The sequence below is a fragment of the Sphingopyxis sp. A083 genome, from assembly GCF_001468495.1.
Lineage (GTDB): Bacteria > Pseudomonadota > Alphaproteobacteria > Sphingomonadales > Sphingomonadaceae > Sphingopyxis > Sphingopyxis terrae.
Genome location: NZ_LNSK01000017.1, coordinates 1 through 23,668, shown reverse-complemented (window position 1 = coordinate 23,668; position 23,668 = coordinate 1). Strand labels below are relative to the sequence as shown.

Below are 23,668 nucleotides of genomic sequence, written 5' to 3'. Positions count from 1 at the left end.
AGGTATATGATTCTATCCTGTCAACAGTCTATCACGTAATAATATTGCGATTTGATTGATTGAATCGACGGATAATGACTCTTCGTGGCGTAGCCATCCGGCGGGGGGCTGGTGGCGGAACCAGGTATATTGCCGCTTCGCATATTGGCGCGTCGCCGCCTGCGCCGCCTCGAGCGCCGCCTCGCGGCTGCTTTCGCCGCGGACATGCGCCGCAACCTGCGGCACGCCGATCGCGCGCATGACGGGGAGATCGGGGTCGAGCCGGCGCGCGAGCAGCGCGCTCACCTCTTCGATCGCGCCGCCGTCGAACATGCGCACAAGGCGGGTGTCGCAGCGCTCGCGCAGCCAGTCGCGCGGCGGCAACAGGATGAGCGGCACCAGCGCGATGTCCCCGGCGATGCCGCCGCTGCGGTCCTGTTGCCACGCGGCGAGCGGCCGGCCGGTCGCGCGCACCACCTCGAGCGCGCGCGCGATGCGGGTCGTGTCGGCCGGATTGAGCCGGGCGGCAGCGGCGGGATCGGCTTCGGCGAGCGCGGCATAAGCGTCGGCGACGGGTAGGGCGCGCACCGCTTCGCGAATCTCCGGGTCGATTTCGGGCACCGGGGCGATGCCGTCGAGCAGCGTGCGCAGATAGAGGCCGGTGCCGCCGACGAGGATGGGAACCTTCCCCGCGGCGTGCGCGTGGGACAGGGTGCGGCGCGCTTCTTCGGCCCAACGCGCCGCATTGTGGGCGGACCCGCCATCGACATGACCGAAGAGGCGATGCGGGATGCCGGCCATCTCCGCCGCGTCCGGCCGTGCCGAAAGGAGGGGGATGTCCGCATAAACCTGACTCGCGTCGGCGTTGACGACCTCAGCGTCGCCGAGCGCCTGGGCGAGGGCGACCGCCAATGCGCTCTTGCCGCTGGCGGTGGGGCCAGCGATAAGCGCGACCGGTGGACGGTGCGTGAAGGAAGAAGAAGGAGATGCCATGTTCGTTGCAACGCTGATAGCAGCCGGGAAGCTGACGGGCGAGGTGGTGCGCGAAGCGATCGACCGCCTCGATGCGACGGAGCATGAGGTAGGCGCGCCGCACTGGATCGACGAAGGCGACGCCGCGGACATCTTCTTTCAGGGCAGCCTGGTCAGCGCGCGCGCCGAACTGGCGAAAATGGATCATGGCGCGCTCGACGTCGTCGTCCAGCCGCTGGGCGACCGCGCCAAGAAGCTGATCATCGCCGACATGGATTCGACGATGATCACCGTCGAATGCATCGACGAACTGGCCGACTATGCCGGGATCAAGCCGCAGATCGCCGCGATCACCGAGCGCGCGATGCGCGGCGAGCTCGATTTCCGCGCCGCGCTGATCGAGCGCGTCGGGCTGCTCGGCGGCATGGCCGAGGCGACGATCGCCGAATGCCGGGCGGAGCGGGTCAGACTGACCCGCGGCGCGCGCACGCTGGTCCAGACGATGAAGGCGCATGGCGCCTGGTCGGTGCTGGTGTCGGGCGGTTTCCTGCCCTTTGCCGCGCCGGTCGCCGAAGCGATCGGTTTCGACAAGGTGGTTGCGAACGAGCTGGAGATCGCCGGCGGCAAGCTGACCGGCAAGGTTACCGAACCGATCGTCGACAGCTCGGCCAAGCTCGAAACGCTGCGCGCCGAGGCCGCGGCGCGCGGGCTGGCTCTGGCCGACACGCTGGCGGTCGGCGACGGCGCGAACGATATTCCGATGATCACCTCGGCGGGGCTCGGGATCGGTTATCACCCGCATCCCGCCGCCGCTGCGGCCGCCGATGCGGCGATCCGCCACCACGACCTGACTGCGCTCTTGTGGGCGCAGGGCTATGCGCGGCGCCAGTGGGTGATGGGATAGGCGATGCTGCGCGCGGCGGGGGCTGGGCTTGCCATGCTGGCGCTGTCCGCCTGCGCGGGCGGCCAATATCGCCCGGTTGCGGATACGCCGGTGCGGATCGGCAAGCCCTATGCGGTGCGCGGAACGACCTATGTCCCCGCCGCCGCGCCTGCCTATGATGCCGTCGGCTATGCGAGCTGGTACGGCAGCGAATCGGGCAACCGCACCGCGAATGGCGAGAAATTCCGTCCCGGCTGGATCACCGCCGCGCATACCACGCTGCCGCTGCCGACCTATGTCGAGGTGACGGCGCTCGACAGCGGGCGGCGGATCGTCGTGCGCGTCAACGATCGCGGGCCGTTCGCCGGCGGCGGGCGCATCATCGACCTGTCGAAAGGCGCCGCCGAAGCGCTCGGCGCGCACCGCCAAGGCGTGGTGCCGGTGCGCGTGCGGCGCGTCGAACCGTCCGACAAGGATCGCGCCCGGCTGCGCAAGGGCAAGCCCGCGGCGATGCTGGCGCCCCTGCCGCCGCGCGAGCTGGCGGCGCTGCGCGCGCGGCTGGCGGCGGGGGAACGCTGAGGCGGAAGAGGACGGCGGGCGGCGGCGTCAGTCGCAGGCGCGGTGGAGCTTGACCGCGAGCCACGCCGAGATCAGGCACATGACCGCGCTCATCAACAATTGATCGACGACGCCGACGCCCGCGAAGCCGAGCCCGATGGCGAGCAGCGAGCCCGCGACCATCGCGCCCGAATTGACGATATTGTTCGCCGCGACGGTGCGTGCGGTCTGGTCCTTGGGCACGGTGGTGGTGAGGAAGGCATAGAGCGGCACGACGAACATGCCGCCGCTGATCGCGATGCCCATCAGGCTGGCGAGCAGCGGGATGACGTCGGCGTGATTCAGAAAGCCGCCGATGCCATAGAGCGTGCCCGCGGGATCCTGTTCCCAGTTGCGGCAGACGAAATAGAAGGCGACGACGAACGCGCCCATCACGACGACGCTCGCCGGGCTGTAGCGCGCCGACACCTCGCCCTTGAGCAACCGGTTGACCGCGACCGAGCCGATCGCGATGCCGATCGAGAAGACCGCGAGGAACAGGCTCGCGACGCTCTTGTCGGCGTGGAGGATATTCTTCACCAGCGGCGGGAACTGGATGAACAGCACCGCGCCGATCGTCCAGAAGAAGCTGATCGACAGGATCGCGAGATAGAGCCGCTTGATGTGCATCGTGCCGCGCACCAGCGCGATCGACGAGCGGACGATGTGCCAGTCGATCCCCGTCTCCTCGTGCTGCGGCGGCGCCGGCGGCACCTTGCGCCCGGTCCAATAGCCGATGAAGGCAACGAGCACGACGCCGAGCGCCGCCCATTCGACGTCGATGATGCCGGCGAGGATCGTCCCCGCGAGGATCGCGATATAGGTTCCGGCCTCGACCAGCCCGGTGCCGCCCAGCACCTCGTCGCTTTCCAGATGCTGCGGCAGGATCGCATATTTGATCGGGCCGAAGAAGGTCGAGTGGATGCCCATCGAAAACAGCGCCAGCATCATCAGCGGGATGGCGACCAGATGCACCGCCCAGCCCATCCATGCGAGGACTAGCCCGGCGCCGCCGACGGCCATGATGAGGATTTCGCAGAATTTGACGATGCGGATGATCATCGCCTTGTCGCGCGTGTCGGCAAGCTGCCCGGCGAGCGCCGACAGGAGGAAGAAAGGCAGGATGAACAGCCCCGTTGCGACCGCGCTGAACAGCGTTTCGGACGCTTCGTCGTTGAAGACGCCGTAGACGACGAACAGCACCATCGCATTCTTGAACAGATTGTCGTTGAACGCGCCGAGCAATTGCGTGACGAACAGGGGAAGGAACCGGCGTTGCTTCAAAAGCGCAAAGGATCCGGTCATTGAAATTCCATCATTGCAGTCCGACATAGCGACCCGGCCGCGCCAAAGGGGCAATTCGGTTGTCGCACGGGGGGCTTATCGGTTAGGGCTTGGACGGTCAAAGCCCATTTTGGAACTTTCGCGCGATCAGGGGTCATGCTCAGCCTACCGAACATCTTGACGCTTTCGCGCATCCTGACGGTTCCGATCCTGCTGGCGCTGCTGTGGCCGGGCGCGCGCGAGGGAACGCACCAGCCGGCGCCGCTCTATTATGCGCTGGCCTTCGTCCTCTATTGCCTGATGGGCATCACCGATTATTTCGACGGCTATGTCGCGCGCGCGCGCGGCACCGTGTCGCGGCTCGGCGCCTTCCTCGATCCCATCGCCGACAAGATCATGATCGCGGCGGTAATCCTGCTGCTCGTCTTCACGCGCGACATCACCGGCGTTCACGTCATCGCCGCGCTCGTCATCCTGCTGCGCGAGATCATCGTGTCGGGGCTGCGCGAATTCCTCGCGACCTTGCAGGTGTCGATGCCGGTCACGCGGCTCGCAAAATGGAAGACGACCTTTCAGCTTGTCTCGTTCGGCGCGCTGATCCTGGCGGGCGCTTTGCCCGCGATGGAATGGGTCCGCAGCGTCGGCCTGGCGACCCTGTGGGGCGCGGCGGTGCTGACGATGATCACCGGCTGGGATTATCTGCGCGTCGGCCTGAAGCATATGGATTGACGCCGGTGGCGCTGCAGCTCGCCTATTTCGCCTGGGTGCGCGAACGCATGGGATGCGGCGAGGAGCAGGTCGAACCGCCCGCCAGCGTCGCGACCGCGTCCGACCTGATCGCATGGCTCGCCGCGCGCGACGACCGCGGCGCCCGGGCCTTTGCCGAGCCAGCGCGGATTCGCGTCGCGATCGACGGCCAGATGATGGGCAATGACGCGGCGCTCGCCGGCGCCCGCGACGTCGCGCTGTTCCCGCCGGTGACGGGCGGATGATCCGCGTCGTCGTCCAGGACGCGGCAATCGACTTTGCGACCGAGACCGACCGCCACGACGCGGGCGGGCACGGCGCGACCGCGAGCTTCGTCGGCCGGGTGCGCGGCGACGACGGCGTGACCCAATTGTTCCTGGAACATCACCCCCAAATGACCGAGCGCGGCCTCGCCGACTTGGCGCATGCCGCCGCCGACCGCTGGCGGCTGCCGGCGCTGACGCTGATCCACCGCGTTGGCGCGATGGCGCCGGGCGAGACGATCGTGCTCGTCCTCGCCAGCAGCCCGCACCGCGCCGAAGCGCTCGCCGCCTGCACCTTTCTGATCGACCGGCTGAAGACCGACGTCATGCTGTGGAAGCGCGAGACGCTGGCTGATGGCGCCGCCCGCTGGGTCGAACCGCGCGCGGGCGATCAGGAGCGCGCGGAGGGCTGGGATTAGGGAGCGGGCGGAAGGGCCGGTGTGGGGTGGTTAGCTGTCGTTCGTTGCTAGCGGTCCGGGCTTGTTAGTGACTTCGAAGCGGGCGCGCTCAAAATCGATCTTCAATGTGTCCTCGAGACCGACCGCATACCCCTCCAGGAGTGCTATGCCATCACCCTTCAGATGAAGGATAATCCCGAGGCCGTGATCCAGCCGCTCGACGCTGAGCCACACATCTTTCTGAGAGGCCTGACGTTTCCGGACAATCTCAGTACCACCGGGCCCAGGCTCTATCTCCACGAAGATCCCGCCACCTGTGTTGTCCCGTGAACGCACCTTACCGCGCTTGGAAAGCTTATCGACAATCGCTGCCCATTCGGCAGACTCTGTCCCGATCGCCTCAAGAGCTGCCAGTTCCAAAGGCCAAAAGTCTGTCACAGGACCTGAGCTTTACTCAATATCCAGAGGTCCGCAATCGGTCGTTTCCGGTCATTTCGATCCAGATCTGGCGAAGGTCGTGGTCCAGCTCTTTACACCGCCAACGGCGGCGTTCGACGCTCTGGGGCCAGGCCTTCGCCGGGGAGCGCATTATCGACGCCGGACTGTAGCTCGTGCGTCATCCAGGCCCCCTCGACAAGCTCAGGGTAAGCGGTTGAGAAAGGCGGCAACGCGCGCTTCCCACCTCAAAACCGTCTTTCGCTTCCCGGCTATTGCCTTTCTTCCAGCGCACGCCGTCGGGATACAGGCGGGGGTGCGACCCGAAAAGCTCGGCGCAAACCGGAACCCCGCCTGTGACCGAACCTTTGGTTCAGCCGCCGTCCCCCGCCGGTTTGCGATAGGGGACGAATTCGCCAAAGACGCATGTCGGACCGCGAATGCCGCTGCTGCGATCAACCAGGTAAAAGAAGTCGCCTTCGCAGGTCGACGATCCGAACTGGCGCACGACCATGATATCGCTGTCGCGCGCGAGGCCGGGGCAACTGCCCTTCAGTGTGTTGCGGTAAACCAGATTGCGCCCCGATCGATAGAGCAGGATGTCGTCCGACACGCGAATGGTGTCCGACGTCCGGTAATTGGGCAGGCATTTGACCGGGGTGCCGGGCGTCTTGCCCGCGAGCTGCTTGTCAAGCGTCGCCGCCTGCTTGGGCGTCAGCGCTGCGGCGCCGGGGGCGCCGCTTCCCGACGGCGCACAGCCGGCAAGCGAGGCGGCGGCGCCGATCAGGGCGGTGCAAAGGGCAAAGCGGGGCATGGTCATCATAGTTGTCCTGACGGGCGTTGTTTGGCGGGCGGACGCTGAACGGGCGCTGAAGCGGCGCACCTCAGGCCGCATCCTTCAGGGCACGGATGCGGCCGAGTTCGGCCGCGCTGGGCGCGCGAAGAAAGGGATTCGTCGCGCGCTCGTCGCCGATCGTCGTCGGCACCGTGGCTATGCCTTGCGCGCGCGCCGTTTCGACCGCGCTCAGGCGCTCGGCCAGCGCGCGGTTGTCGGGATCGACCGTCACCGCGAAGCGCGCGTTCGACAGCGTATATTCGTGCGCGCAATAGACGCGCGTCATATCGTCGAGGGTCGCGAGGCGCTGCATGTTCGCGAACATCTGGTCGGCGGTGCCTTCGAACAGGCGCCCGCATCCCATCGCGAACAATGTGTCGCCGACGAAGATCACGCCGTCCCCGGCAAAATGATAGGCGATATGCCCGGCGGTGTGTGCGGGGACCGCCCAGACATCGGCGACATGCGCGCCGAGCATGACCCGGTCGCCATCGGCGACGAGGCGGTCGGCAGTCGGTATGCGCTCGCGCTCGGCCGCCGGCGCGATGATCTCGCACCCGGTCTTTGCCTTGATGTCGGCGTTGCCGCCCGTATGGTCGGGGTGCCAGTGGGTGTTCCAGATCGCGGTGATCGGCCAGCCGCGCGCGTTCGCCTCGGCCAGCACCGGCTCCGCCACGGCGGGGTCGACGACCATCGTTTCGAAGCTTGCCGGATCGTGGACCAGCCAGACATAATTGTCGCTGAGGACGGGGATGCGGACGATTTCCAGCGCGCTCACGCTCTTCTCCTATGTCTCGCCGGCCTCATGCCTTCCAAGACGGACACGCGCGCGCGCCGCCTTGGTTGCACGATCTACCAGCTTCCCGTGTTGGGCATCGAGGCCCAGGGTTCGGCAGGCTCCAGATGGCCGTCCTGCAACAGCTCGACCGAAATGCCGTCGGGTGATCGCACGAAGGCCATATGGCCGTCGCGCGGCGGGCGGTTGATCGTTACGCCGGCGTCCATCAGGCGCTGGCAGGTTTCGTAGATATTGTCGACGCGATAGGCGAGATGCCCGAAGTTGCGCCCGCCCGAATAGCTTTCGGGGGCGCTGCCATCCTCGGGCGGCCAATTATAGGTCAGTTCGACCTCGGCAACGCCGGCCTGTCCCGGCGGGGCCAGAAAGATCAGCGTGAACCGGCCCGCTTCGCTGTCGAAGCGGCGGACTTCCTCAAGGCCGATCAGCTTGAAGAAGTCGATGGTGGCGTCGGGATCCGAAACGCGGATCATCGTGTGGAGATATTTGGTCATGCCCCCATATTAGGCACGAAGCGGGCGACCTTCAAACGCTTCGAACAGATTTACGAATTCATCGGGAACCGGGCTCGGCGCGCCCTGCGCTTCGGCGACATGGACGTTCACCAGAACGCCCGTCGCGCGCAGATCGTCCACGCCCGCGCCGTGCAGTTCGAAATGAAAGACCATCGAACTGCGCCCAACGCGCGCCGCGCGCACGCAGATGTCGATTTCCTCGTCGAGCAGGATGGGCGCACGATAGTCGATCTCGGCGCGCGCAACGTGGAATTCGGGGCTGTCGTGGCCGGGCCAGCGATCATATACACCCGCCGCGCGCCAATATTCGGTGATGCCGATGTCGAAATATTCAAGGTAGCGGCTGTTGAACACCACCCGCTGCGCGTCGATCTCGGCATAGCGGACGCGCTTGCGCACATGGAATTTATAGTCGCTGCGGGCCATGATTGTCCTTCAGTCCGGATGGGTCGCGAGGCGCGCGACGGTATCGATCAACAGGGCGATGTCGCCATCGCGCGACAGGCGGTGGTCGCCGCCCTTGACCAGCGTCACCTGCACATCGTCGCTGGCAAGCGCGGCGGAAAGGCGCAGGCTGATGTCGGGCGGCACGTCGCCGTCTTCCTGCCCGTGGAGCAGCCGCACGGGGCAGGCGAGGGGGATTTCGCTGTCGAGCAGCAGATTCGCCTCTCCCGACTGGAAGAAGGCGCGCGTGGTCACATAGGGCTGATCGCCATAGGGCGTTTCTTCGATCAGCGCGCCTTCGGCAAGGATGATCGCCTTTTCCTCCGGCGAGAAACCCCAGCGGGTGAAGTCGGGCGCCGCCGCGATGCCGACCAGTCCCGCGACCCGCGCCGGCCCGTCGCGCGCGACCAGCTCGCGCGCCGCAAGCAGCATCAGCCAGCCGCCCATCGACGATCCGACAAGGATCACCGGCCCCTCGACCTTTGCGCCGATCAGGTCGAGCACGTCGCCGCGCCAGTCGAGCAGCGTCTGGTCGGCAAACAGTCCGTCGGACAGGCCGCAGCCCGCATAATCGAGCAGCAGGCAGGCCTGCCCCTCGGCCGCCGCCCAGTCGAACAGCGCGGTCGCCTTGCCCCCGGCCATGTCGGACATATAACCGGGCAGGAATATGATCGTCGGCCCTGCGCCACTGGCATGGCGGTAGGCAAGCCGCGGGCGGCCGGGACGGTCGAGATAATCGGGTGTCGCCGTTTCGGTCACGCGAACGCGCTCAGATCACCCAATCGACCGTGTTCATCTGCGCCACGGCCTGGCCCTTGGCGCGGCGCTGTTCGACCATGATCTTGTTCAGCCGCTGGATGGTGTCGCTGCCGGTGGTGATGCACCAGCCGGGAACGACCGCGTGGACCAGCGCGCACAGACCGCCCCAGATCATCGTGAAGCCGAAGCGCGAGGCGACCCCGAAATGCTCGACGTAATTCTCGTCGACGCTTTTCGGATGATCGACAAACAGGCGCTTGAACATTTTGGCGGCTCCTTTCGGGTTGCCGCTGCCCTAGCGAGCGGCCGGGGCGCAGGCAAGGGCGGTATCCGGATCCTACCCGCGGGGGAACACTTACTTGCTCCCGCCAGATATATGCCGACCTTGTCCTGAGCGCCTACCCGGTAGCCGAAGTCCGCTGCCGCCTCACCACGCCGGCAGCACAGGGGTGCATCGCCTTAGTTCGCCAGGAATTCGTCGACCGCGTCGGCAAAGACCTCGGGCTGATCGAGCATGATGAAATGGCGGCTGTCGTCGATACGCTTCAGCGTCACGGTCTTGGCCGTTGTAAAGGCGCCCTTGTAGAGTCCATCGACCATCGCTTCGGGCATCACGCTGGCATCGAGCGGATAGAGCATCGTGAACGGCGCAGCGATCGCGCCCAGCTCGGGGCGAAGATCGGTGGTCATGTCATCATACATCAACTGCGCCGCCACCTTCGCGTTCGCCGCCCGCGTCCACGCCTTGACCTGCGCACGGCCGGCATCGGTCGCCGACATCATCTGCAGCGTCCGCTCGTCGGCTTCGGCGCTATCCCGTGCGGCGAGCATCGTCTGCATCGCGGCGGCCTGCGGCTCGACGCCGGCGACGGTCGCGGTCGGACCGAACAGCATCCCGAAAAAGGGCAGGCTGTCGACGACCATCAGCCGGCCGACTTCCTTGGGGGAACGGGCAGCGATCATCATCGCGGTCAGGCCGCCGAGCGAATGGCCGATGACCGCCGGAGCGGGGCGGCCCTGATCGACGATGCAATCGTCGATATAGTCGGCAATCTCGCGCATCATCGGCTCGAGTATCGGGCCCTCGGCATTCGGGCCCGGCGCATCGCCGCCGAATCCGCGCACCTCGACAAGGTGCAGGCGATGCGTCGCTTTCAGCCGTTCGGCAGTGGGCGCCCAGACCGCGCGCGGCGAGGACAGGCCGGGGATCAGCACGACGTCGGGGCCGTCGCCTTCGACCTCGACCGTGATCCGCTTGCCTTCGAGCAGGCCGGTGCCGCATCCGGCGGCGCCTTCCGCGGCATCGGCGCGCGGTGCGATGGTGGCGATCAGCAAGATGAACAGCGCGGCGATGGAAAGTCGTTTCATGGGTTCAGTCTTTCAGGAATATGGCTTCGATCGGCAGGCCGAACAGGTCGGCGATGCGAAAGGCGAGGGGCAGCGACGGATCATATTTGCCGGTTTCGATGGCGTTGACCGACTGGCGCGACACCTCGAGCCGGTCGGCGAGGTCCTGCTGGCTCCAGTCACGCTCGGCGCGCAGAACCTTCAGGCGGTTCTTCACAGGCCGCGAACCTTGCCGATGACATGTCCCAGCCCCAGGCCCAGACACCACACCGGGACGGCGGTCCACATCGGCACCGCCGGTGCAACGCCAAAGGTCGTCAGGAAACCCCAGAAAGTCGCCACCGCAAGCAGCAGGCCAGTGGCGATCAGCGCCGCGTTCACCGTCCGCGCGCGCAAATACTCATCGCTCTCCTCGATAACATAGCGTGCCATCGCCCAGATCATTCCGAACACGGGGAGAGTCGGCAGCAGCGCGAGCAGCGCGGCGAACGGCTTGGCTGCCTCCTGCTGTCGAAACAGGAGCAGCGCGCCGCCCAGTCCGATCACATACGCGAAGGAAGCGACCAGCATCCGGCGATTGTAGCGCGTGGCAACGACCGATGCGCAGCCAGTTTCGCGCTGCATGCGCTCGGTCGCGCGCACCATCGGGATCAGCAGCAGCATCGGGAGAATCATGATCGCAAGACCCCAGGGTGCCGCGATGACCTTGCTCGTTTTCAGCAGCCATGCGGTGCCGAACATGCCGATCAGAAAGGCGATCGCCCAAAATCCTGCGGCACGCCGGGCGGAGGTTTCGGTTGCGCTTGCCATGGTTCAGGCCGCCGTCCGCTTGGCGCAGGCGCGGCCGTCGCGCGGCGTCGTTGCGATCATGATCGCGGGCAGCACGATGATCAGCATCGTCGCGATATTCTCGGGAATGATGTCGAGGATCTGCGCAACGGCGACGCACATGATGGCGAGGGCCCAGCAAAGAGCACGGAAAATCGGCGGCATCGGTCAAGCTCCCTTGTTAAACAGTAAAGGAACATTGACACAGGGATTCGTTCTTGTCAAGCGACATTGACACAATGACAAGCGAGCCAATCGCGCTGGAGGCGTCAGCCTTTCGCGTGCCGCAATCGCCAGTTGACGATGTGTGCGCTGGCGAGGGCGATCGCGCCGAGGGTGGTGAACAGGCGGTCGCCGGTTTCGGGGGCGAGACCGCGGACCCAGCCTTCGTGCGCGGCGAGTCCGGCGGCGAGGAGGGCAAGGCCGACCAGCGCCGCGGCGACGGGATAGCGATGGCCGTGGTGCCGCTGGCCGTCGGCCAGCGCCAGCGCCGCCGCGGGCGCGGCAAGCAGCAGGATCACCGCATGAAAGCTCTCGGGCAGCGAGAGCCAGGCGCTCAGCGCGGGCGCCGCGAGCAGGAGCAGCGGCAGTGCGAGGCAATGCACGAGGCAGGCGAGCGACAGCCCGACTCCGATAAGGTCGGCGGCGCGCGAGCGCAGCGAGGGGCGGGCGGGGAGGCACATGGTTCGGGCTTTCGACAGAGGGGGCAGCGGGCGTGACATAATGATACATTGTATCATTGCAAGCCCTCGCGGTGAAAACGGCCCTTGCCGCTGCTTTCGCGCGCTGGCAAAGGGGCGCAGTTTATTCCGCCAGAAAGGCCCGATTTCCAATGTCCGAGATGATCCGCGTCACCCTTCCCGACGGCTCTGCCCGAGAAGTCGCACGCGGCACTACTCCGGCGCAGATCGCGGCAGAGATCGGCCCCGGCCTCGCCAAGGCGGCACTTGCCGCAAAGATCGACGGCGAACTGCGCGACATCATGCGGCCGCTGGAGGAAGACACCAACCTTGCGCTGGTCACGAGCCGCGACGAGGCCGATGCGCTCGAACTCGTGCGCCACGACTATGCGCATGTGCTGGCGGAGGCAGTGCAGACTCTGTTTCCCGGCACGCAGATCACCTTCGGTCCCTCGACGAACGACGGTTTCTATTATGATTTCGCGCCGACCGCCGACCGCGGCCCGTTTCGCGACGACGAACTGCCGCTGATCGAGGAGGAGATGCGCCGTATCATCGCCGCCGACCTTCCGCTGACGCGCGAGGTGTGGGAACGCGACAAGCTGATCGCCAAATGGCAGGCCGAGGGTGAGACGTTCAAGGCCGAATGGGCCGCCGAACTGCCCGAGGGTGAGGAACTGACGGTCTATCGCAGCGGTGAGGGCTGGATGGACATGTGCCGCGGGCCCCATTTGGCTTCGACGGGCAAGCTCGACCCCGCCGCCTTCAAGCTGACGCGCGTCTCGGGCGCCTATTGGCGCGGCGACCAGAAAAATGCCCAGCTTTCGCGCATCTACGGCACCGGCTGGCTCAACAAGAAGCAGCTCGCCGAGCATCTCGTCCGGCTGGAGGAAGCCGCGAAACGCGACCACCGCAAGATCGGCCGCGAGATGGACCTCTTCCACCTCCAGGAAGAAGCGCACGGCAGCGTCTTCTGGCACCCCAAGGGCTATCGCATCTACCGCGAGCTTGAGGCCTATATGCGCCGGGCGATCGACGGCTCGGGCTACCAGGAGGTCAAGACGCCGCAGGTGATGGACGCGCGCCAGTGGGAACAGTCGGGCCACTGGGGCAAGTATCGCGAGAATATGTTCGTCATCCCCGACGAGGTGCCGAATATCGAGGACGACGGCCCGCTCGTCTCCGACGATGCCGAGTGGATGGCGCTCAAGCCGATGAACTGCCCCGCGCACGTGCTGATCTTCCGCCAGGGGATCAAGTCGTACCGCGACCTGCCGCTGCGCATGGCCGAAATGGGCTGCTGCCACCGCAACGAACCGCATGGTGCGCTGCATGGCATCATGCGCGTGCGCCAATTCACGCAGGACGATGGCCATATTTTCTGCCGCGAGGATCAGATCGTCGAGGAAGTGCGCGCCTTCTGCGAACTGCTCGACCGCGTCTACAAGCAGCTCGGCTTCGAGAAATATGCCGTGAAGCTCGCGCTGCGGCCCGAGATGCGCTTCGGCACCGACGCGATGTGGGACAAGGCCGAGCAGGAACTGCGTGAGGCGGTCGCGCGCGCGGGCATGGCGAACGACGATTATGGCTGGGAAGAATTGCCGGGCGAGGGCGCCTTCTATGCTCCCAAGCTCGAATTCCACCTGACCGACGCGATCGGCCGGACGTGGCAGTGCGGCACGATCCAATCCGACCGCGTCATGCCCGAACGCCTCGATGCATTCTACGTGGGCGAAGATGGCGAGCGCCACCGCCCGGTGATGCTCCACCGCGCGATCCTCGGCACCTATGAACGCTTCATCGGCATATTGATCGAGCATTTCGCGGGCCGCTTCCCGACCTGGCTCGCGCCGGTGCAGGCGGTCGTCGCGACGATCGTGTCCGATGCCGACGATTATGCGAAGGACGCCGCGGCGCAGCTCGAGGCGGCGGGCATCCGCGTCGAAACCGACCTGCGCAACGAAAAGATCAACTACAAGGTGCGCGAACACAGCCTTCAGAAGGTTCCCTATCTGCTTGTCGTCGGCAAGCGCGAGGCCGACGAAGGCACCGTCGCGATCCGCACCCTCGGCCAGGATGGCCAGCGCATCCTGCCGCTCGCCGAAGCGATCGCGATGCTGAAGGGCGAAGCGACCCCGCCGGACCTGCGCCCCGCTTGACCGGCATCAAGGCTCTCGTCGGCCTGGCGCCGCTCACCTTTGCGGGCGCTGCGGCGATGACGTTCGGCGCGGCCTATGTGCGCGGGCTGACCGGCTTCGGCATGGCGATCATCCTCGTGCCGCTGCTCGGGATGATCGTGCCGCCGGGGCAGGCGGTCGTCGTGGCGATCATCCTGCAATTGCTGATCGGTCCGGTCGGGCTGCGCGTCATCCTGGCCGATGCCGACCGCCATACGGCGGTGCCGATCGGGCTGATCGCGATGGCGACGACGCCGCTCGGCATGCTCGCGCTGAAAGCGATCACCCCCGATGTCGCGCGCCTGATGATCACGCTCGTCGCGGTCGGCGCCTTCCTGGCGATCCTGATGCCCAAACAGCCCGAGGGACATCGGCCCGGCCGCGTCGCCATCGGCGGGACGGGGATTGCGTCGGGCTTGCTCACCGGCTTCGCCGCGATGCCGGGGCCGCCGGTGGTGCCTTTCTACCTGCGCCGCCGGCTCGAGCCGCGGACCGCGCGCGCGTCGATGATGCTGATCTTCTTCGCCACTGCCATCGCAGGGACGCTCGCGGCGCTGTGGACCGGGCTCGCGACGCACCGCCTGCTCATCCTCGCGCTGCTGCTGTTCGTGCCGATGTGGCTCGGCAATCATCTCGGCGGCCGCCACTTCGGCCGCGTTCCGGCGCATCTGTGGCAGGCGATGGTCGCGGTCGTCCTCGGCCTCTCGGCGATTTCGGCGGTGGTGCGGATCTTGAACTAGGGTCAGGACCCTAGAGGCTGCGCAGCGCCTGCGCGGGCTTCGCCGACAGCAAGGGCCAGCTTCCGGCGATGCCGATCAGGAAGGCGAGGCCCGCACCGCCGACCAGCGTCGCGCCGACCACCAGCGGATCGGGGGCGAAGCGGAAGTCAAACAGCTCGACCACCACATAATGCGCCGCGACCAGCCCGAGGCCGAGCGCGAGCAGCGCGAGGATCGCGGCGAGCAGCGCATATTCCAGCCCCTGCGCCCCCAGAATCTGGCCGCGCGTCGCGCCGAGCAGTTTCAGGATCACGCTGTCATAGACGCGTCGCTCGCGGCTTGCGGCAATCGCGCCGATCAGCACGGCAATGCCGGCCAGGATCGCAATGCTCGCCGCCGCGGCAATCGCCTGGCTCATCTGCGTCAGCAGGCTCGTCACCTGGCTCACCACGTCGCGCACCTGAATCAGCGAGGCCGAGGGGAAGGCGCGGGGAATGCTGCGCGCCAGCGCGGTTTCGGCCTGCGGGCCGACGGCGACGGTCGCCACCATGTTATGCGGCGCCGCGTCGAAGGTGCCGGGCGAAAAGACGAGCGCATAGTTGAGCCCGAAATTGTCCCATTCGACGGAGCGGAAAGAGGCGACGCGCGCCTGCACCTCGACCCCCAGCACATTGACCGACAGCGTGTCGCCGATCTTCAGTGCCAGCGATTTGGCGACATCGGCCTCGACGCTGACCAACGGCGGGCCCTTGTAATCGGGCGCCCACCACTGGCCCTGGGTCAGGCTGCTGCCCTTGGGCAGAACGGGGCTGTAGGTAAGGCCGCGGTCGCCGCGCAGCACCCACGCGCCTTCGGGCAGTTCGGCGAGCTCGTCGACGCGCTTGCCGGCAAATTCGGTGACGCTGCCGCGCAGCGCGGGGATCATGTTGATCGCCGCCTTGCCGTCGGTGCCCGTCACCAGCGCGCGGAACGCCGTCGCCCGGTCGCGCGGAATGTCGAGCACGAAAAAGCTCGGCGCGCGTTCGGGTACGGTGCGCGCGATTTCGGCGGTGATGCTTGTCTGGATCGCGGCGAGGGTAACGAACAGCGTCAGCCCGAGCCCGAGCGCGACGACGAGCGCGCCGGTTGCGGCGCCGGGACGATGCAGATTGGCGAGCGCAAGGCGCAGCAGCGGCCGCTTCGGGCGCGGCACCCGGCTCGCGATGCGGCGCACCAGCCAGCCGAGCGCGACAAGGATCAGGAGCAGCAGCACCGCCGCCCCGATGAAGCCCAGCGCAAACAGCGGTTCGCGCGCCGTCCCGACCGCGAGGCCGACGATGGCGGCGAAGGCGAGAGCAACGGCGGCCAGCACGCGCTTTTCGATCCGGCCCGCGCCGTCGACCGTCGCGCGGTAGAGGCCCGCGGCCGGAATATGGCGCGTCGCGGCGAGCGGTGGCAACGCAAAGGCAATCGCGATGAGCAGGCCGTAGGCGGCGCTGACCGCGAGCGGGAGCGGATAGACGGCCAGCCCCGGCTTGACCGGCAGGACGTCGCCCGCGATCGCGCCGATCGCCGCGGGGGCCAAGGCGCCCGCAATCAACCCGGCGGCAATCGCGGCAGCTGCAACCGCCAATATCTGCAAGCCATAGATACGCAGCACCGCCGCGCTGTCGGCCCCGAGCACCTTCAATGTCGCAAGCCCCGGGCGCTTGCCCGCAAGATAGCTGGCGACCCCGTTGCCGACCCCGATCCCGGCGATCACCAGCGCGGCGAGGCCGACGAGTGACAGGAACTGCCCCATGCGTTCGATAAAGCGCCGCGTGCCCGGCGCGCCGTTGCTACGGTCGGTCACCTCCCAGCCTGCGTCGGGGAAGGCCGCGCTCAGCCGCTTGCCCACGGCCACCGGATCGGCACCGGCGGGCAGGCGGACGCGATATTTGCTTTCATAGAGGCTGCCGGGCTGGATCAACTGCGTTGCGGCAAGATCGCCGAGGCCGATGATTGCCACCGGGCCCAGCGTAAAGCCTTCGCCCAGCCGGTCGGGCTCGTCGGCGATGATGCCGTCTATACGGAAGGATTTGTCGCCGAACTTCACCGCGCCGCCGACCGCCAGGTCAAGCCGTGACGCGAGATCCTTGCCGATCCAGATCGCCCCCGGCGGCGGCGGGCCGCGGCGCGCGCCGCTTTCGAGCCGCATCGTGCCGTAAAGCGGATAGGCGGCATCGACCGCCTTGAGCTCGGAGAGCAGCGCGCTGCCGTCCGGCGCATTCGCCATCGCACGCATCCGCACCGTCGCCGACGTCGCGCCCGCACCGCGCAGCCCGGCGAACTCGGCCTCGCTCGCCTGCCGCTGCGGCAGGCCGAATTGCAGGTCGCCGCCCAGGATCGTCTGCCCCCGCGACGCCAGTTCGGCGGTGATGCCGCTCGTCAGGCTACCGATGGCCGCGAGCGTCGCGACGCCGAGGAACAGGCACACCGCCAGCAGGCGCAGCCCGCGAATCCGCGCCGCCAGATCGCGCCGCGCGATACGCCACAGGGTGCTGATGGGAAGCATCAGATCCGGTGCTCCCCATTTCCGTTCGTGTCGAGCGAAGTCGAGACACCCATCGATGTTGCGCGTTCCTTCGCGGTGTCTCGACTTCGCTCGACACGAACGGGATTGAACTGCGGTTCCATCATCGTTCCTCGATCCGCCCGTCGTGCATCACGACGACGCGGTCGCAATGGTCTGCCAGTTCGGGATCGTGGGTGATGATCAGCAGCGTCGCGCCGAGCGCCGCGCGCCGCGCGAAGATCAGTTCGATGATCGCATGACCGGTCGCGGTGTCGAGGTTGCCGGTGGGTTCGTCGGCGAAGATGATCTGCGGCTCGCTCGCCATCGCGCGGGCGATCGCGACGCGCTGTTGCTCGCCTCCCGAAAGCTGCGCGGGATAATGGGTCAGGCGGTGGCCGAGCCCGACCGCCTCCAGCTCGCGCGCGGCGCGCCCGAACGGGTCGTCGATCCCCGCCAGTTCCAGCGGCACGGCGACATTTTCGAGCGCGGTCATCGTCGGCAACAGGTGAAAGGCTTGCAGGACGATACCGATCCGTCCGCGCCGCGCGCGTGCCAGAGCATCCTCGTCCATCGTTGCAAAATCGAGCCCCGCGACCATGACCGTTCCGCCGCGCGCGCGTTCCAGTCCGGCGAGCACCGCCATCAGCGAACTCTTGCCCGATCCCGACGGGCCGAGCAGCGCGACCGAGGTGCCGGCGGCGACTTCCAGGTCGACGCCGCGCAAAATTTCGACGGGGGCCTTGTCGCTCCCCAGCGTCAGCGTCACATTATGGGCGGCAATCGCCATCGTCGGCGCGACGGGCGGTCGGGGGCTGTCGGTCAAGAAAGGACCCTTTGGAAATGAGAACGGCCGGATGGCGCTCTTTCGCTCTATATGGTTTTGCAATCGCGCTTTGCCAACCGCTTGCCGGGTGCGGCTCTGCAGAGGCGCCCGCGGCGGCCGTAGCGGGCAAGAATGATCGGGTCGAAGCGGCGCCGGTGGTGCCCGCCGACGCGCCGCTCGTCATCGCGTTCGGCGACAGCCTCTACGCCGGCTACCAGCTTGGCCCCAAGGAGGGCCTCGCGCCGCAGCTTCAGGCGGCGCTTGCGGCGGACGGCCGCATGGTGCGCGTCCAGAACGCCGGGGTATCGGGCGATACCACCGCGGCGGGGCGGCAGCGGCTGTCCTATGTTCTCGACAATGCGAAGGCGAAACCCGCGCTCGTGCTGCTCGGCCTCGGCGGCAACGACATGCTGCGCGGCATCGGCCCCGACCAGACGCGCGCCAATCTCGACGCGATGCTTGCCGAGCTCAAGCGGCGCGGCATACCCGTCCTGATGACCGGGATGATGGCGGCGCCCAATCTCGGCAGCGATTATGCGAGCAAGTTCAACCCGATATTTCCCGAACTTGCCGACAAATATGGCGCGAGCCTCTATCCCTTCATCCTCGACAATGTCGTCACCGACAAATCGCTGATGCTCGGCGACAATATGCATCCCAATGCCAAGGGCGTGAAAATCGTCGCCGCGTCGCTGGCGCCGCTCGTCGAACAGGCGCTGCCGGCGCCACGCTAACCCAACAGCTTTTCGGCGCGGGCGCGCCAGTTGGTGGCGAGCAGGTCCATCGCGGCGAGCGCGCGCAGCGCCGCCGGTTCGCGCTTGCCCGCCCCGCCGATCAGCAGGTGAAAGACGTGCTCGACGCTCCAGTCGGGCAGCGGACGGTCGATCAGCTCCAACGCGTCGCCTGCGCCGACCGCGCCATCCTCGATGACACGGTAATACCAGCCGCCGCGGCGAGAGGTGACGACGGTGGCGGGCAGCGTCGCGATGCCGAACCGGTGGCCGAGCTTCCAGCACGGCTGGCGGCCCTGGCTGATCTCGACCAGCGCGCTGCCGAGGCGATAGCGGTCGCCGATGCACGCCGCGCTCTCGGTCAGGCCCGATGTCGAGATATTCTCGCCGAACGCGCCGGCGTCCTGCAACAGCGCATGGTCGCCGATCGTCTCGGCCCACCAGTCATAATGATCGCGCGGATAATGGTGGATCGCCTTGTCGGGGCCGCCGTGGACCGAAAGGTCGGCCTGCTCGTCGCCCGCGATGCCCAGCGCGCCGACCGCGCGCCGGCCTTCGACCGCGCGCTTGTCGATCGCGCTCGGCTCGCCCTTCGCGCCGAAGCGGCGGGCCTTGCCGGTCAACAGGGCGTCGATCGTGTAGCGCATCGCCCTGCTGTGGCGGCTTCCCGCGCAAAAGAAAAGGGGCGACCCCGCGGGGCCGCCCCTTTCCGTTCGTCTCGCTGACCGAAGGATCAGAAAGCGAAGCCGACGCCGACCGCGAACGCGTCGGTGTCGTCGAAGTTGTTGATGAACTGGTGGCGATATTCGACCTTGCCATAGACGTTCTGGGTCAGCTTGTGCTGATAACCGGCGCCGACATAGGGATCGTCGATCTGGCCGAAGGTGTAGCCGCCGGTCGCGTAGAGCTTGCCGTTCGTGCCGAGGTTGGCGCCCAGGCGCGCACCCGACGAGAACTGGACCTTGGCGCCGTCGATCAGCACCTTGTCGCCCGCGATTTCGACGCCGGCAAAAGCCTTGTCGCCCAGGTTGTAATCATAGCCGCCCGCAACGCCCAGGGTGGCGTCGTCCAGGCCGCTGCCGGTGATGTAACCGCCGCGCACTTCGACATGACCTTCGCCGTTCTGGGCGAGGGCAGGCGTGGCAACGACAGCCGAGAGGAGAGCGGCAGCAACTGCGAACTTCTTCATTGTCTTTTCCTTTTCTTTGACAGGGGGCGCCCTTTGGGTCGCGTCCCATGTGCAAAGATGGCGTTCGCACCTGTCGTTTCAATGAACGCATCGTTCAGAAAATGACAATTTTATTACCTGTGTTGTTTTTGCAACACAGCATAGCTATGCAAGCCGGCCTCAGCCCAGCGCCGCCTGCTTCTCTTCGGCGATGCGGTCAAGTTCGGCGCGCGAGGGTTTGGTCGCCGCGCTCTTGAGCTGGCCGCACGCCGCCATGATGTCGCGCCCGCGCGGGGTGCGAATCGGCGCCGAAATTCCGCTTTCGAAGATGATGTTGCTGAACGCGCGCACCCGTTCGGGCGACGAACATTCGTAAATCGCGCCGGGCCAGGGGTTGAAGGGGATCAGGTTGACCTTCGCCGGCAGCTTGTACTGCTTGATCAGCCGCACCAGCTCGCGCGCGTCGGCGTCGCTGTCATTCTTGTCCTTCAGCATCACATATTCGAAGGTGATGCGCCGCGCATTGTTCGCGCCGGGGTAGGCGGCGCAGGCGGCGAGCAGTTCCTCGATGCCGTATTTGCGGTTGAGCGGCACGATCTCGTCGCGGATTTCCTTGTTCACCGCGTGGAGCGAGACGGCGAGGTTGACCCCGATTTCCTCGCCCGCGCGCGCCATCATCGGCACCACGCCGCTCGTCGACAGGGTGATGCGCCGCTTCGACAGCGCCAAGCCGTCGCCGTCCATCACGATCTTCAGCGCGCCCTTGACCTCGTCAAAATTATAGAGCGGCTCGCCCATCCCCATCATCACGATATTGGTCAGCATACGGCCGTCCGCGGTATAATGGCCCGCGTCGTCATCCTCGTCGTCGATGTCGGCGGTTGATGCCATCGTGCCCTTCGGCCATTCGCCCAGCGCATCGCGCGCGAGCAGAACCTGGCCGACGATCTCGCCGGCAGATAGGTTGCGGACGAGCCGCATCGTGCCGGTGTGACAGAAACGGCAGTTCAGGGTGCAGCCGACCTGGCTGGACACGCACAGCGTTCCCCGATCGGCGTCGGGAATGAACACCATTTCATATTCCTGGCCGTCCGCCGCCGCGAGCAGCCATTTGCGCGTGCCGTCGGTTGAAACCTGCGCGGTGACGACGGTCGGGCGGCCGACGATGAAGCGTTCGGTGAGCCAGGGGCGCATCGCCTTGGCGATGTCGGTCATCGCGTCGAATTCGGTGACGCCGCGATGATAGATCCAGTGCCAGATCTGCTTGGAGCGCAGCTTCGCCGCCTTGGCGTCGAGCCCCGCCTCCTCGAGCGCGGCACGGATGCCCTCGCGCGTCAGTCCGACAAGGTCGACGCGGTTGCCGCGGCGCAGGGGAACGGTGCCCGTCGTAACGGGATCGATGTGGCCGGGGATCTGCATGATGCGCGGCCCTATAGTCGCGATCCGCGCTTTGCGCAATTGCGCGCGTCAGCGCGGCCCTTCACGCACCGTGATAGGGGTCCATCGCATCTTCGAAATCTTCGAGCGTCCCGACATGCTCCAGCGGCGGTTCGCCGGGGGCGGCGGGAAAGATCGCGTCGATCCGGCGGCGCAGCGTGTCGTCGAACGCGGCATGGTTCGAAATGCGCGCGTTGCTGCTGACCGTCAGTTCGGTGCGGATCGCGCCCTTGATGCGCTCCAGCCCCTCGGGGCTCAGCACGCCGCTGTTCAGCAATTCCTCGCAAAGCTGGATCAACCCGACGGTCGTCGCATGGGCGCGCAGCCCGATGAAATCCAGCGCCCGGTGCCGCTCGCGTGCGGCGGCATCGCATCTGCCAATGGCATTCATTGGCCCATCTCCTCATCCCACTAACCTCGCCGTCGGGCGCGCCTCTGTCGGGCGTCGTCCTTTCGGGTCGGTCGATCATGCGCGCCGGACGCCGCCTCGGCAAGAGCCGATGTGGCGTCCGGCGCATCATTTCGGGATGAGCGCGCTGCCGGTGATCGGAAGGCGGCGATCAGAGGGTGGCGAGGAACGCCAGCCGCTCTGCCACCGCGCCTTCGGCTTCGGCGTGCCGCAGCGGCAGGACATTGCGCACCAGAATCTCCGCCGGGGTCGGCGTTTCGGCGAACAGGGCCATGACCTCGTCGGCAAAGGCGTCCAGCGGCATATAGGCGTCGCGCGTCGACTGGCCGGGAGTCAGTTCGGTCCGCACCGCGGGCGGCGCCAGCTCGATCACCTCGACCTGGCCGGCAAGCTGGACGCGCAGCGCCTGCGTATAGCTGTGCAGCGCCGCCTTGGTCGCCGAATAGGTCGGCGCCTTGGGCAGCGGCACAAAGGCCAGCCCGGACGTCACGTTGACGATCGCGCCGTCGCTACGCGCGACGAGATGGTCGATCAGCGCATCGGTCAGCCGGATCGGGCCGAGCAGGTTGGTGACGACCGTCGCTTCGGCGTCGCTCAGGTCGCGCTCGCCGTCCAGCGCCTCGTACATCATCACCCCGGCGTTGTTCATCAGGACGTTGAGATCGGGGAAGCGCTGCACGATATCGGCGGCAAAGGCGGCGATCGCGTCGGCGTCGGTCACGTCGAGCGGCAGCGCGTGCATATTGGCCCGGCCCGCGATCGCCGCATCCAGCTTCGCGCTGTTGCGTCCGGTCACGATCACCACGTTGCCGGCATCGTGCCAACGCTGCGCGAGCGCCAGACCGATGCCCGATCCGCCGCCGGTGACCAGGATGGTGTTGCCTGTCGTTTTCATCGATTGTCCTTCGTTTCGGGGTTGGGGAGGCGGCCAATTTATGCCAATACTCTCCAATGGAAAGTAGGCACCTGAAAGTGCTATACTTACGCGATGGAGAGAATTGGGATTTCTGCCGTGCCCGCGATGCAAAATTATTCGGCCGCCGCCGATCCCGCGCCCGATCCGCGCGTCGAGATGCTGGTCAACGACCTGATCGGTCGAGTCGCCGACAAATGGACGCTGCTCGTGCTCGAGGAATTGGAAGAGCATGGCACCTGCCGCTTCACCCGGCTGGCGCAGCTTGTACCGGGGATCAGCCAGAAGATGCTGACCCAGACGCTGCGCGCCATGGAGCGCGACGGGCTCGTTCGCCGCACGGTCTATCCGGTGGTGCCGCCGAAGGTCGAATATGCGCTGACCGATCTCGGCCACAGCCTGGGCGAAGCCTTTTGCGGCGTGTGGCATTGGGCCGAAGCGCATCTCGCCGCGGTCGAGGCGGCGCGCAGCGCGTTCGACGCGCGCGCCTGACCGCGGCGGCGTTGCGCTGCGCGCTTATTTGGCGAGAGTCACCCGGATCGGTTCGCCGCGCGTTGCGGCGCTGGCGATGACGCGGTCGGCGTCGGCCGATGCCTGCCGCATCGTGTCGCGGCGGCAATGGCGAACGTCATTCTTGCCTTCCAGGTCATAGTCGGGCGCGCTGCCGCACACGGTGACGACCGCGCGCCAGATGCGGCGTTCCAGCTTGTCGGCGCCGCGTGCGGTGCTGAGGTCGAGGTCCGAATGGACGACGGCGACGCTGCGCGGCGCGGGCGCCGGTTCGGCGTGGGCGGGCAGGGCGGGCGCGACCGCGGCGAGCGCGGCAAGGGTCAACATCATCTTCATCATATGTCTCCGTTGACCGGCGGGTTGTGGAGGGGAGGAAGCCGGTAAGACCTAGGCCGTGTTGACAAAAGGGATTCCCAAGCCCGCCTCCTTCTGATTCAAGACTGCTTTTTGAGGAGCAGTCATGGGTCGCGGGGATTTGTCGGATGC

The 23,668-nt window shown here is 66.7% G+C and carries 31 protein-coding genes; 9 read left to right on the top strand and 22 right to left on the bottom strand.

The features are described 5' to 3' along the window. Positions 1-12: 12 nt before the first annotated feature. The gene (miaA, locus tag ATE59_RS17000) at positions 13-972 is read right to left on the bottom strand and encodes a tRNA (adenosine(37)-N6)-dimethylallyltransferase MiaA (protein WP_058813434.1); all 960 of its coding nucleotides are present in this window, start codon (positions 970-972) and stop codon (positions 13-15) included. On the opposite strand from miaA, the gene serB reads away from it, so the two are divergent. Then, entirely contained in the window at positions 971-1,855 is an 885-nt protein-coding gene (gene serB / locus ATE59_RS16995) for a phosphoserine phosphatase SerB (protein WP_058813433.1), read from the top strand. The genes miaA and serB overlap by 2 nt on opposite strands. A gap of 3 nt (positions 1,856-1,858) precedes the next feature. Then, positions 1,859-2,413 carry a septal ring lytic transglycosylase RlpA family protein gene (locus tag ATE59_RS16990; protein ID WP_058813432.1) on the top strand — a complete coding sequence of 185 codons (555 nt, stop codon included), beginning with the start codon at positions 1,859-1,861 and terminating at the stop codon, positions 2,411-2,413. A 27-nt stretch (positions 2,414-2,440) separates the two neighbouring features. Here ATE59_RS16990 and ATE59_RS16985 read toward each other — a convergent pair whose 3' ends face one another. Next, entirely contained in the window at positions 2,441-3,736 is a 1,296-nt protein-coding gene (locus ATE59_RS16985) for an MFS transporter (protein WP_058813431.1), read from the bottom strand. Positions 3,737-3,871: 135 nt separating this feature from the next. Here ATE59_RS16985 and pgsA point away from each other — a divergent pair, with 135 nt between their 5' ends. The 3 genes from pgsA to ATE59_RS16970 are packed head-to-tail and all read left to right on the top strand — an operon-like array spanning position 3,872 to position 5,144. Next, on the top strand, positions 3,872-4,444 hold the full coding sequence (pgsA, locus tag ATE59_RS16980; protein ID WP_058813430.1) for a CDP-diacylglycerol--glycerol-3-phosphate 3-phosphatidyltransferase: 573 nt from the start codon (positions 3,872-3,874) through the stop codon (positions 4,442-4,444). Between the two features lie 5 nt (positions 4,445-4,449). Continuing rightward, positions 4,450-4,707: a MoaD/ThiS family protein gene (locus ATE59_RS16975; RefSeq protein ID WP_197409200.1), complete on the top strand. Its 258-nt coding sequence runs from the start codon at positions 4,450-4,452 to the stop codon at positions 4,705-4,707. Continuing rightward, a complete protein-coding gene (locus ATE59_RS16970; protein ID WP_058813429.1) occupies positions 4,704-5,144 on the top strand; it encodes a molybdenum cofactor biosynthesis protein MoaE in 441 nt (146 codons plus the stop codon). The genes ATE59_RS16975 and ATE59_RS16970 overlap by 4 nt, the downstream gene beginning before the upstream one ends. Positions 5,145-5,174: 30 nt before the next feature. Here ATE59_RS16970 and ATE59_RS16965 read toward each other — a convergent pair whose 3' ends face one another. The 12 genes from ATE59_RS16965 to ATE59_RS16915 form a co-directional block, all read right to left on the bottom strand. Continuing rightward, a complete protein-coding gene (locus ATE59_RS16965; protein ID WP_058813428.1) occupies positions 5,175-5,561 on the bottom strand; it encodes a hypothetical protein in 387 nt (128 codons plus the stop codon). 370 nt (positions 5,562-5,931) lie between these two features. Next, positions 5,932-6,381, bottom strand: coding sequence for a hypothetical protein (locus ATE59_RS16960; RefSeq protein WP_058813427.1), 450 nt, complete (start codon positions 6,379-6,381; stop codon positions 5,932-5,934). Positions 6,382-6,442: 61 nt separating this feature from the next. Next, positions 6,443-7,171: a hydroxyacylglutathione hydrolase gene (gene gloB / locus ATE59_RS16955; RefSeq protein ID WP_058813426.1), complete on the bottom strand. Its 729-nt coding sequence runs from the start codon at positions 7,169-7,171 to the stop codon at positions 6,443-6,445. A 74-nt stretch (positions 7,172-7,245) separates the two neighbouring features. Then, on the bottom strand, positions 7,246-7,683 hold the full coding sequence (locus ATE59_RS16950; RefSeq protein ID WP_003047492.1) for a VOC family protein: 438 nt from the start codon (positions 7,681-7,683) through the stop codon (positions 7,246-7,248). Positions 7,684-7,692: 9 nt separating this feature from the next. After that, entirely contained in the window at positions 7,693-8,130 is a 438-nt protein-coding gene (locus tag ATE59_RS16945; RefSeq protein ID WP_058813425.1) for an acyl-CoA thioesterase, read from the bottom strand. A gap of 9 nt (positions 8,131-8,139) precedes the next feature. Beyond that, positions 8,140-8,907: an alpha/beta fold hydrolase gene (locus tag ATE59_RS16940; RefSeq protein ID WP_058813424.1), complete on the bottom strand. Its 768-nt coding sequence runs from the start codon at positions 8,905-8,907 to the stop codon at positions 8,140-8,142. A gap of 10 nt (positions 8,908-8,917) precedes the next feature. After that, positions 8,918-9,172 carry a DUF6356 family protein gene (locus ATE59_RS16935; RefSeq protein WP_003047483.1) on the bottom strand — a complete coding sequence of 85 codons (255 nt, stop codon included), beginning with the start codon at positions 9,170-9,172 and terminating at the stop codon, positions 8,918-8,920. A gap of 194 nt (positions 9,173-9,366) precedes the next feature. Continuing rightward, a complete protein-coding gene (locus ATE59_RS16930; protein ID WP_058813423.1) occupies positions 9,367-10,275 on the bottom strand; it encodes an alpha/beta fold hydrolase in 909 nt (302 codons plus the stop codon). 4 nt (positions 10,276-10,279) lie between these two features. Then, on the bottom strand, positions 10,280-10,471 hold the full coding sequence (locus ATE59_RS16925) for a helix-turn-helix transcriptional regulator (protein WP_011541000.1): 192 nt from the start codon (positions 10,469-10,471) through the stop codon (positions 10,280-10,282). Next, entirely contained in the window at positions 10,468-11,064 is a 597-nt protein-coding gene (locus ATE59_RS16920) for a hypothetical protein (RefSeq protein ID WP_003047474.1), read from the bottom strand. The genes ATE59_RS16925 and ATE59_RS16920 overlap by 4 nt, the downstream gene beginning before the upstream one ends. Before the next feature lie 3 nt (positions 11,065-11,067). Further along, positions 11,068-11,247: a hypothetical protein gene (locus ATE59_RS17925; protein ID WP_156001228.1), complete on the bottom strand. Its 180-nt coding sequence runs from the start codon at positions 11,245-11,247 to the stop codon at positions 11,068-11,070. Between the two features lie 104 nt (positions 11,248-11,351). After that, entirely contained in the window at positions 11,352-11,765 is a 414-nt protein-coding gene (locus tag ATE59_RS16915; protein WP_058813422.1) for a MerC family mercury resistance protein, read from the bottom strand. Between the two features lie 149 nt (positions 11,766-11,914). On the opposite strand from ATE59_RS16915, the gene thrS reads away from it, so the two are divergent. Then, the gene (gene thrS / locus ATE59_RS16910; protein ID WP_058813421.1) at positions 11,915-13,921 is read left to right on the top strand and encodes a threonine--tRNA ligase; all 2,007 of its coding nucleotides are present in this window, start codon (positions 11,915-11,917) and stop codon (positions 13,919-13,921) included. After that, on the top strand, positions 13,918-14,679 hold the full coding sequence (locus ATE59_RS16905; RefSeq protein WP_058813420.1) for a sulfite exporter TauE/SafE family protein: 762 nt from the start codon (positions 13,918-13,920) through the stop codon (positions 14,677-14,679). The genes thrS and ATE59_RS16905 overlap by 4 nt, the downstream gene beginning before the upstream one ends. Positions 14,680-14,689: 10 nt before the next feature. Here ATE59_RS16905 and ATE59_RS16900 read toward each other — a convergent pair whose 3' ends face one another. Together ATE59_RS16900 and ATE59_RS16895 are read right to left on the bottom strand one after the other, a co-directional pair. Further along, positions 14,690-17,191 (bottom strand): ABC transporter permease, encoded by a 2,502-nt coding sequence (locus tag ATE59_RS16900; protein ID WP_058813419.1) that lies wholly within the window; start codon positions 17,189-17,191, stop codon positions 14,690-14,692. Between the two features lie 121 nt (positions 17,192-17,312). Then, positions 17,313-17,978 carry an ABC transporter ATP-binding protein gene (locus ATE59_RS16895; protein ID WP_040590319.1) on the bottom strand — a complete coding sequence of 222 codons (666 nt, stop codon included), beginning with the start codon at positions 17,976-17,978 and terminating at the stop codon, positions 17,313-17,315. 53 nt (positions 17,979-18,031) lie between these two features. On the opposite strand from ATE59_RS16895, the gene ATE59_RS16890 reads away from it, so the two are divergent. Beyond that, positions 18,032-18,748, top strand: a complete 717-nt coding sequence (locus ATE59_RS16890; protein WP_058813418.1) for an arylesterase — start codon at positions 18,032-18,034, stop codon at positions 18,746-18,748. On the opposite strand, the gene ATE59_RS16885 is transcribed toward ATE59_RS16890, so the two are convergent. The 5 genes from ATE59_RS16885 to ATE59_RS16865 all read right to left on the bottom strand — a co-directional run bounded on the left by ATE59_RS16885 (position 18,745) and on the right by ATE59_RS16865 (position 22,654). Continuing rightward, positions 18,745-19,392, bottom strand: coding sequence for an MOSC domain-containing protein (locus ATE59_RS16885; protein ID WP_058813417.1), 648 nt, complete (start codon positions 19,390-19,392; stop codon positions 18,745-18,747). The two genes, ATE59_RS16890 and ATE59_RS16885, sit on opposite strands and share 4 nt — an antisense overlap. Positions 19,393-19,478: 86 nt before the next feature. Further along, positions 19,479-19,934, bottom strand: a complete 456-nt coding sequence (locus ATE59_RS16880; protein ID WP_003047453.1) for an outer membrane protein — start codon at positions 19,932-19,934, stop codon at positions 19,479-19,481. 159 nt (positions 19,935-20,093) lie between these two features. Continuing rightward, positions 20,094-21,332 (bottom strand): 23S rRNA (adenine(2503)-C(2))-methyltransferase RlmN, encoded by a 1,239-nt coding sequence (gene rlmN, locus ATE59_RS16875; RefSeq protein WP_058813416.1) that lies wholly within the window; start codon positions 21,330-21,332, stop codon positions 20,094-20,096. 61 nt (positions 21,333-21,393) lie between these two features. Then, a complete protein-coding gene (locus ATE59_RS16870; RefSeq protein ID WP_058813415.1) occupies positions 21,394-21,741 on the bottom strand; it encodes a hypothetical protein in 348 nt (115 codons plus the stop codon). A 169-nt stretch (positions 21,742-21,910) separates the two neighbouring features. Next, positions 21,911-22,654: an SDR family oxidoreductase gene (locus ATE59_RS16865; RefSeq protein ID WP_058813414.1), complete on the bottom strand. Its 744-nt coding sequence runs from the start codon at positions 22,652-22,654 to the stop codon at positions 21,911-21,913. Between the two features lie 126 nt (positions 22,655-22,780). On the opposite strand from ATE59_RS16865, the gene ATE59_RS16860 reads away from it, so the two are divergent. Continuing rightward, positions 22,781-23,164: a winged helix-turn-helix transcriptional regulator gene (locus tag ATE59_RS16860; RefSeq protein WP_051066433.1), complete on the top strand. Its 384-nt coding sequence runs from the start codon at positions 22,781-22,783 to the stop codon at positions 23,162-23,164. Between the two features lie 24 nt (positions 23,165-23,188). Here ATE59_RS16860 and ATE59_RS16855 read toward each other — a convergent pair whose 3' ends face one another. Next, positions 23,189-23,521 (bottom strand): UrcA family protein, encoded by a 333-nt coding sequence (locus ATE59_RS16855; RefSeq protein WP_058813413.1) that lies wholly within the window; start codon positions 23,519-23,521, stop codon positions 23,189-23,191. Positions 23,522-23,668 lie beyond the last annotated feature (147 nt).

Coding starts and splice junctions, on each gene's coding strand:
- ATE59_RS16870 (WP_058813415.1), bottom strand. CDS start 21,741: ATGAATGCCATTGGCAGATGCGATGCCGCCGCACGCGAGCGGCACCGG.
- ATE59_RS16950 (WP_003047492.1), bottom strand. CDS start 7,683: ATGACCAAATATCTCCACACGATGATCCGCGTTTCGGATCCCGACGCC.
- ATE59_RS16990 (WP_058813432.1), top strand. CDS start 1,859: ATGCTGCGCGCGGCGGGGGCTGGGCTTGCCATGCTGGCGCTGTCCGCC.
- ATE59_RS16885 (WP_058813417.1), bottom strand. CDS start 19,392: ATGCGCTACACGATCGACGCCCTGTTGACCGGCAAGGCCCGCCGCTTC.
- ATE59_RS17925 (WP_156001228.1), bottom strand. CDS start 11,247: ATGCCGCCGATTTTCCGTGCTCTTTGCTGGGCCCTCGCCATCATGTGC.
- rlmN (WP_058813416.1), bottom strand. CDS start 21,332: ATGCAGATCCCCGGCCACATCGATCCCGTTACGACGGGCACCGTTCCC.
- ATE59_RS16945 (WP_058813425.1), bottom strand. CDS start 8,130: ATGGCCCGCAGCGACTATAAATTCCATGTGCGCAAGCGCGTCCGCTAT.
- ATE59_RS16985 (WP_058813431.1), bottom strand. CDS start 3,736: ATGACCGGATCCTTTGCGCTTTTGAAGCAACGCCGGTTCCTTCCCCTG.
- ATE59_RS16890 (WP_058813418.1), top strand. CDS start 18,032: ATGAGAACGGCCGGATGGCGCTCTTTCGCTCTATATGGTTTTGCAATC.
- ATE59_RS16880 (WP_003047453.1), bottom strand. CDS start 19,934: ATGAAGAAGTTCGCAGTTGCTGCCGCTCTCCTCTCGGCTGTCGTTGCC.
- ATE59_RS16970 (WP_058813429.1), top strand. CDS start 4,704: ATGATCCGCGTCGTCGTCCAGGACGCGGCAATCGACTTTGCGACCGAG.
- ATE59_RS16930 (WP_058813423.1), bottom strand. CDS start 10,275: ATGAAACGACTTTCCATCGCCGCGCTGTTCATCTTGCTGATCGCCACC.
- miaA (WP_058813434.1), bottom strand. CDS start 972: ATGGCATCTCCTTCTTCTTCCTTCACGCACCGTCCACCGGTCGCGCTT.
- ATE59_RS16920 (WP_003047474.1), bottom strand. CDS start 11,064: ATGGCAAGCGCAACCGAAACCTCCGCCCGGCGTGCCGCAGGATTTTGG.
- ATE59_RS16900 (WP_058813419.1), bottom strand. CDS start 17,191: ATGCTTCCCATCAGCACCCTGTGGCGTATCGCGCGGCGCGATCTGGCG.
- ATE59_RS16960 (WP_058813427.1), bottom strand. CDS start 6,381: ATGATGACCATGCCCCGCTTTGCCCTTTGCACCGCCCTGATCGGCGCC.
- serB (WP_058813433.1), top strand. CDS start 971: ATGTTCGTTGCAACGCTGATAGCAGCCGGGAAGCTGACGGGCGAGGTG.
- ATE59_RS16855 (WP_058813413.1), bottom strand. CDS start 23,521: ATGATGAAGATGATGTTGACCCTTGCCGCGCTCGCCGCGGTCGCGCCC.
- ATE59_RS16915 (WP_058813422.1), bottom strand. CDS start 11,765: ATGTGCCTCCCCGCCCGCCCCTCGCTGCGCTCGCGCGCCGCCGACCTT.
- thrS (WP_058813421.1), top strand. CDS start 11,915: ATGTCCGAGATGATCCGCGTCACCCTTCCCGACGGCTCTGCCCGAGAA.
- ATE59_RS16865 (WP_058813414.1), bottom strand. CDS start 22,654: ATGAAAACGACAGGCAACACCATCCTGGTCACCGGCGGCGGATCGGGC.
- ATE59_RS16860 (WP_051066433.1), top strand. CDS start 22,781: ATGCAAAATTATTCGGCCGCCGCCGATCCCGCGCCCGATCCGCGCGTC.
- ATE59_RS16895 (WP_040590319.1), bottom strand. CDS start 17,978: ATGGCGATTGCCGCCCATAATGTGACGCTGACGCTGGGGAGCGACAAG.
- ATE59_RS16935 (WP_003047483.1), bottom strand. CDS start 9,172: ATGTTCAAGCGCCTGTTTGTCGATCATCCGAAAAGCGTCGACGAGAAT.
- pgsA (WP_058813430.1), top strand. CDS start 3,872: ATGCTCAGCCTACCGAACATCTTGACGCTTTCGCGCATCCTGACGGTT.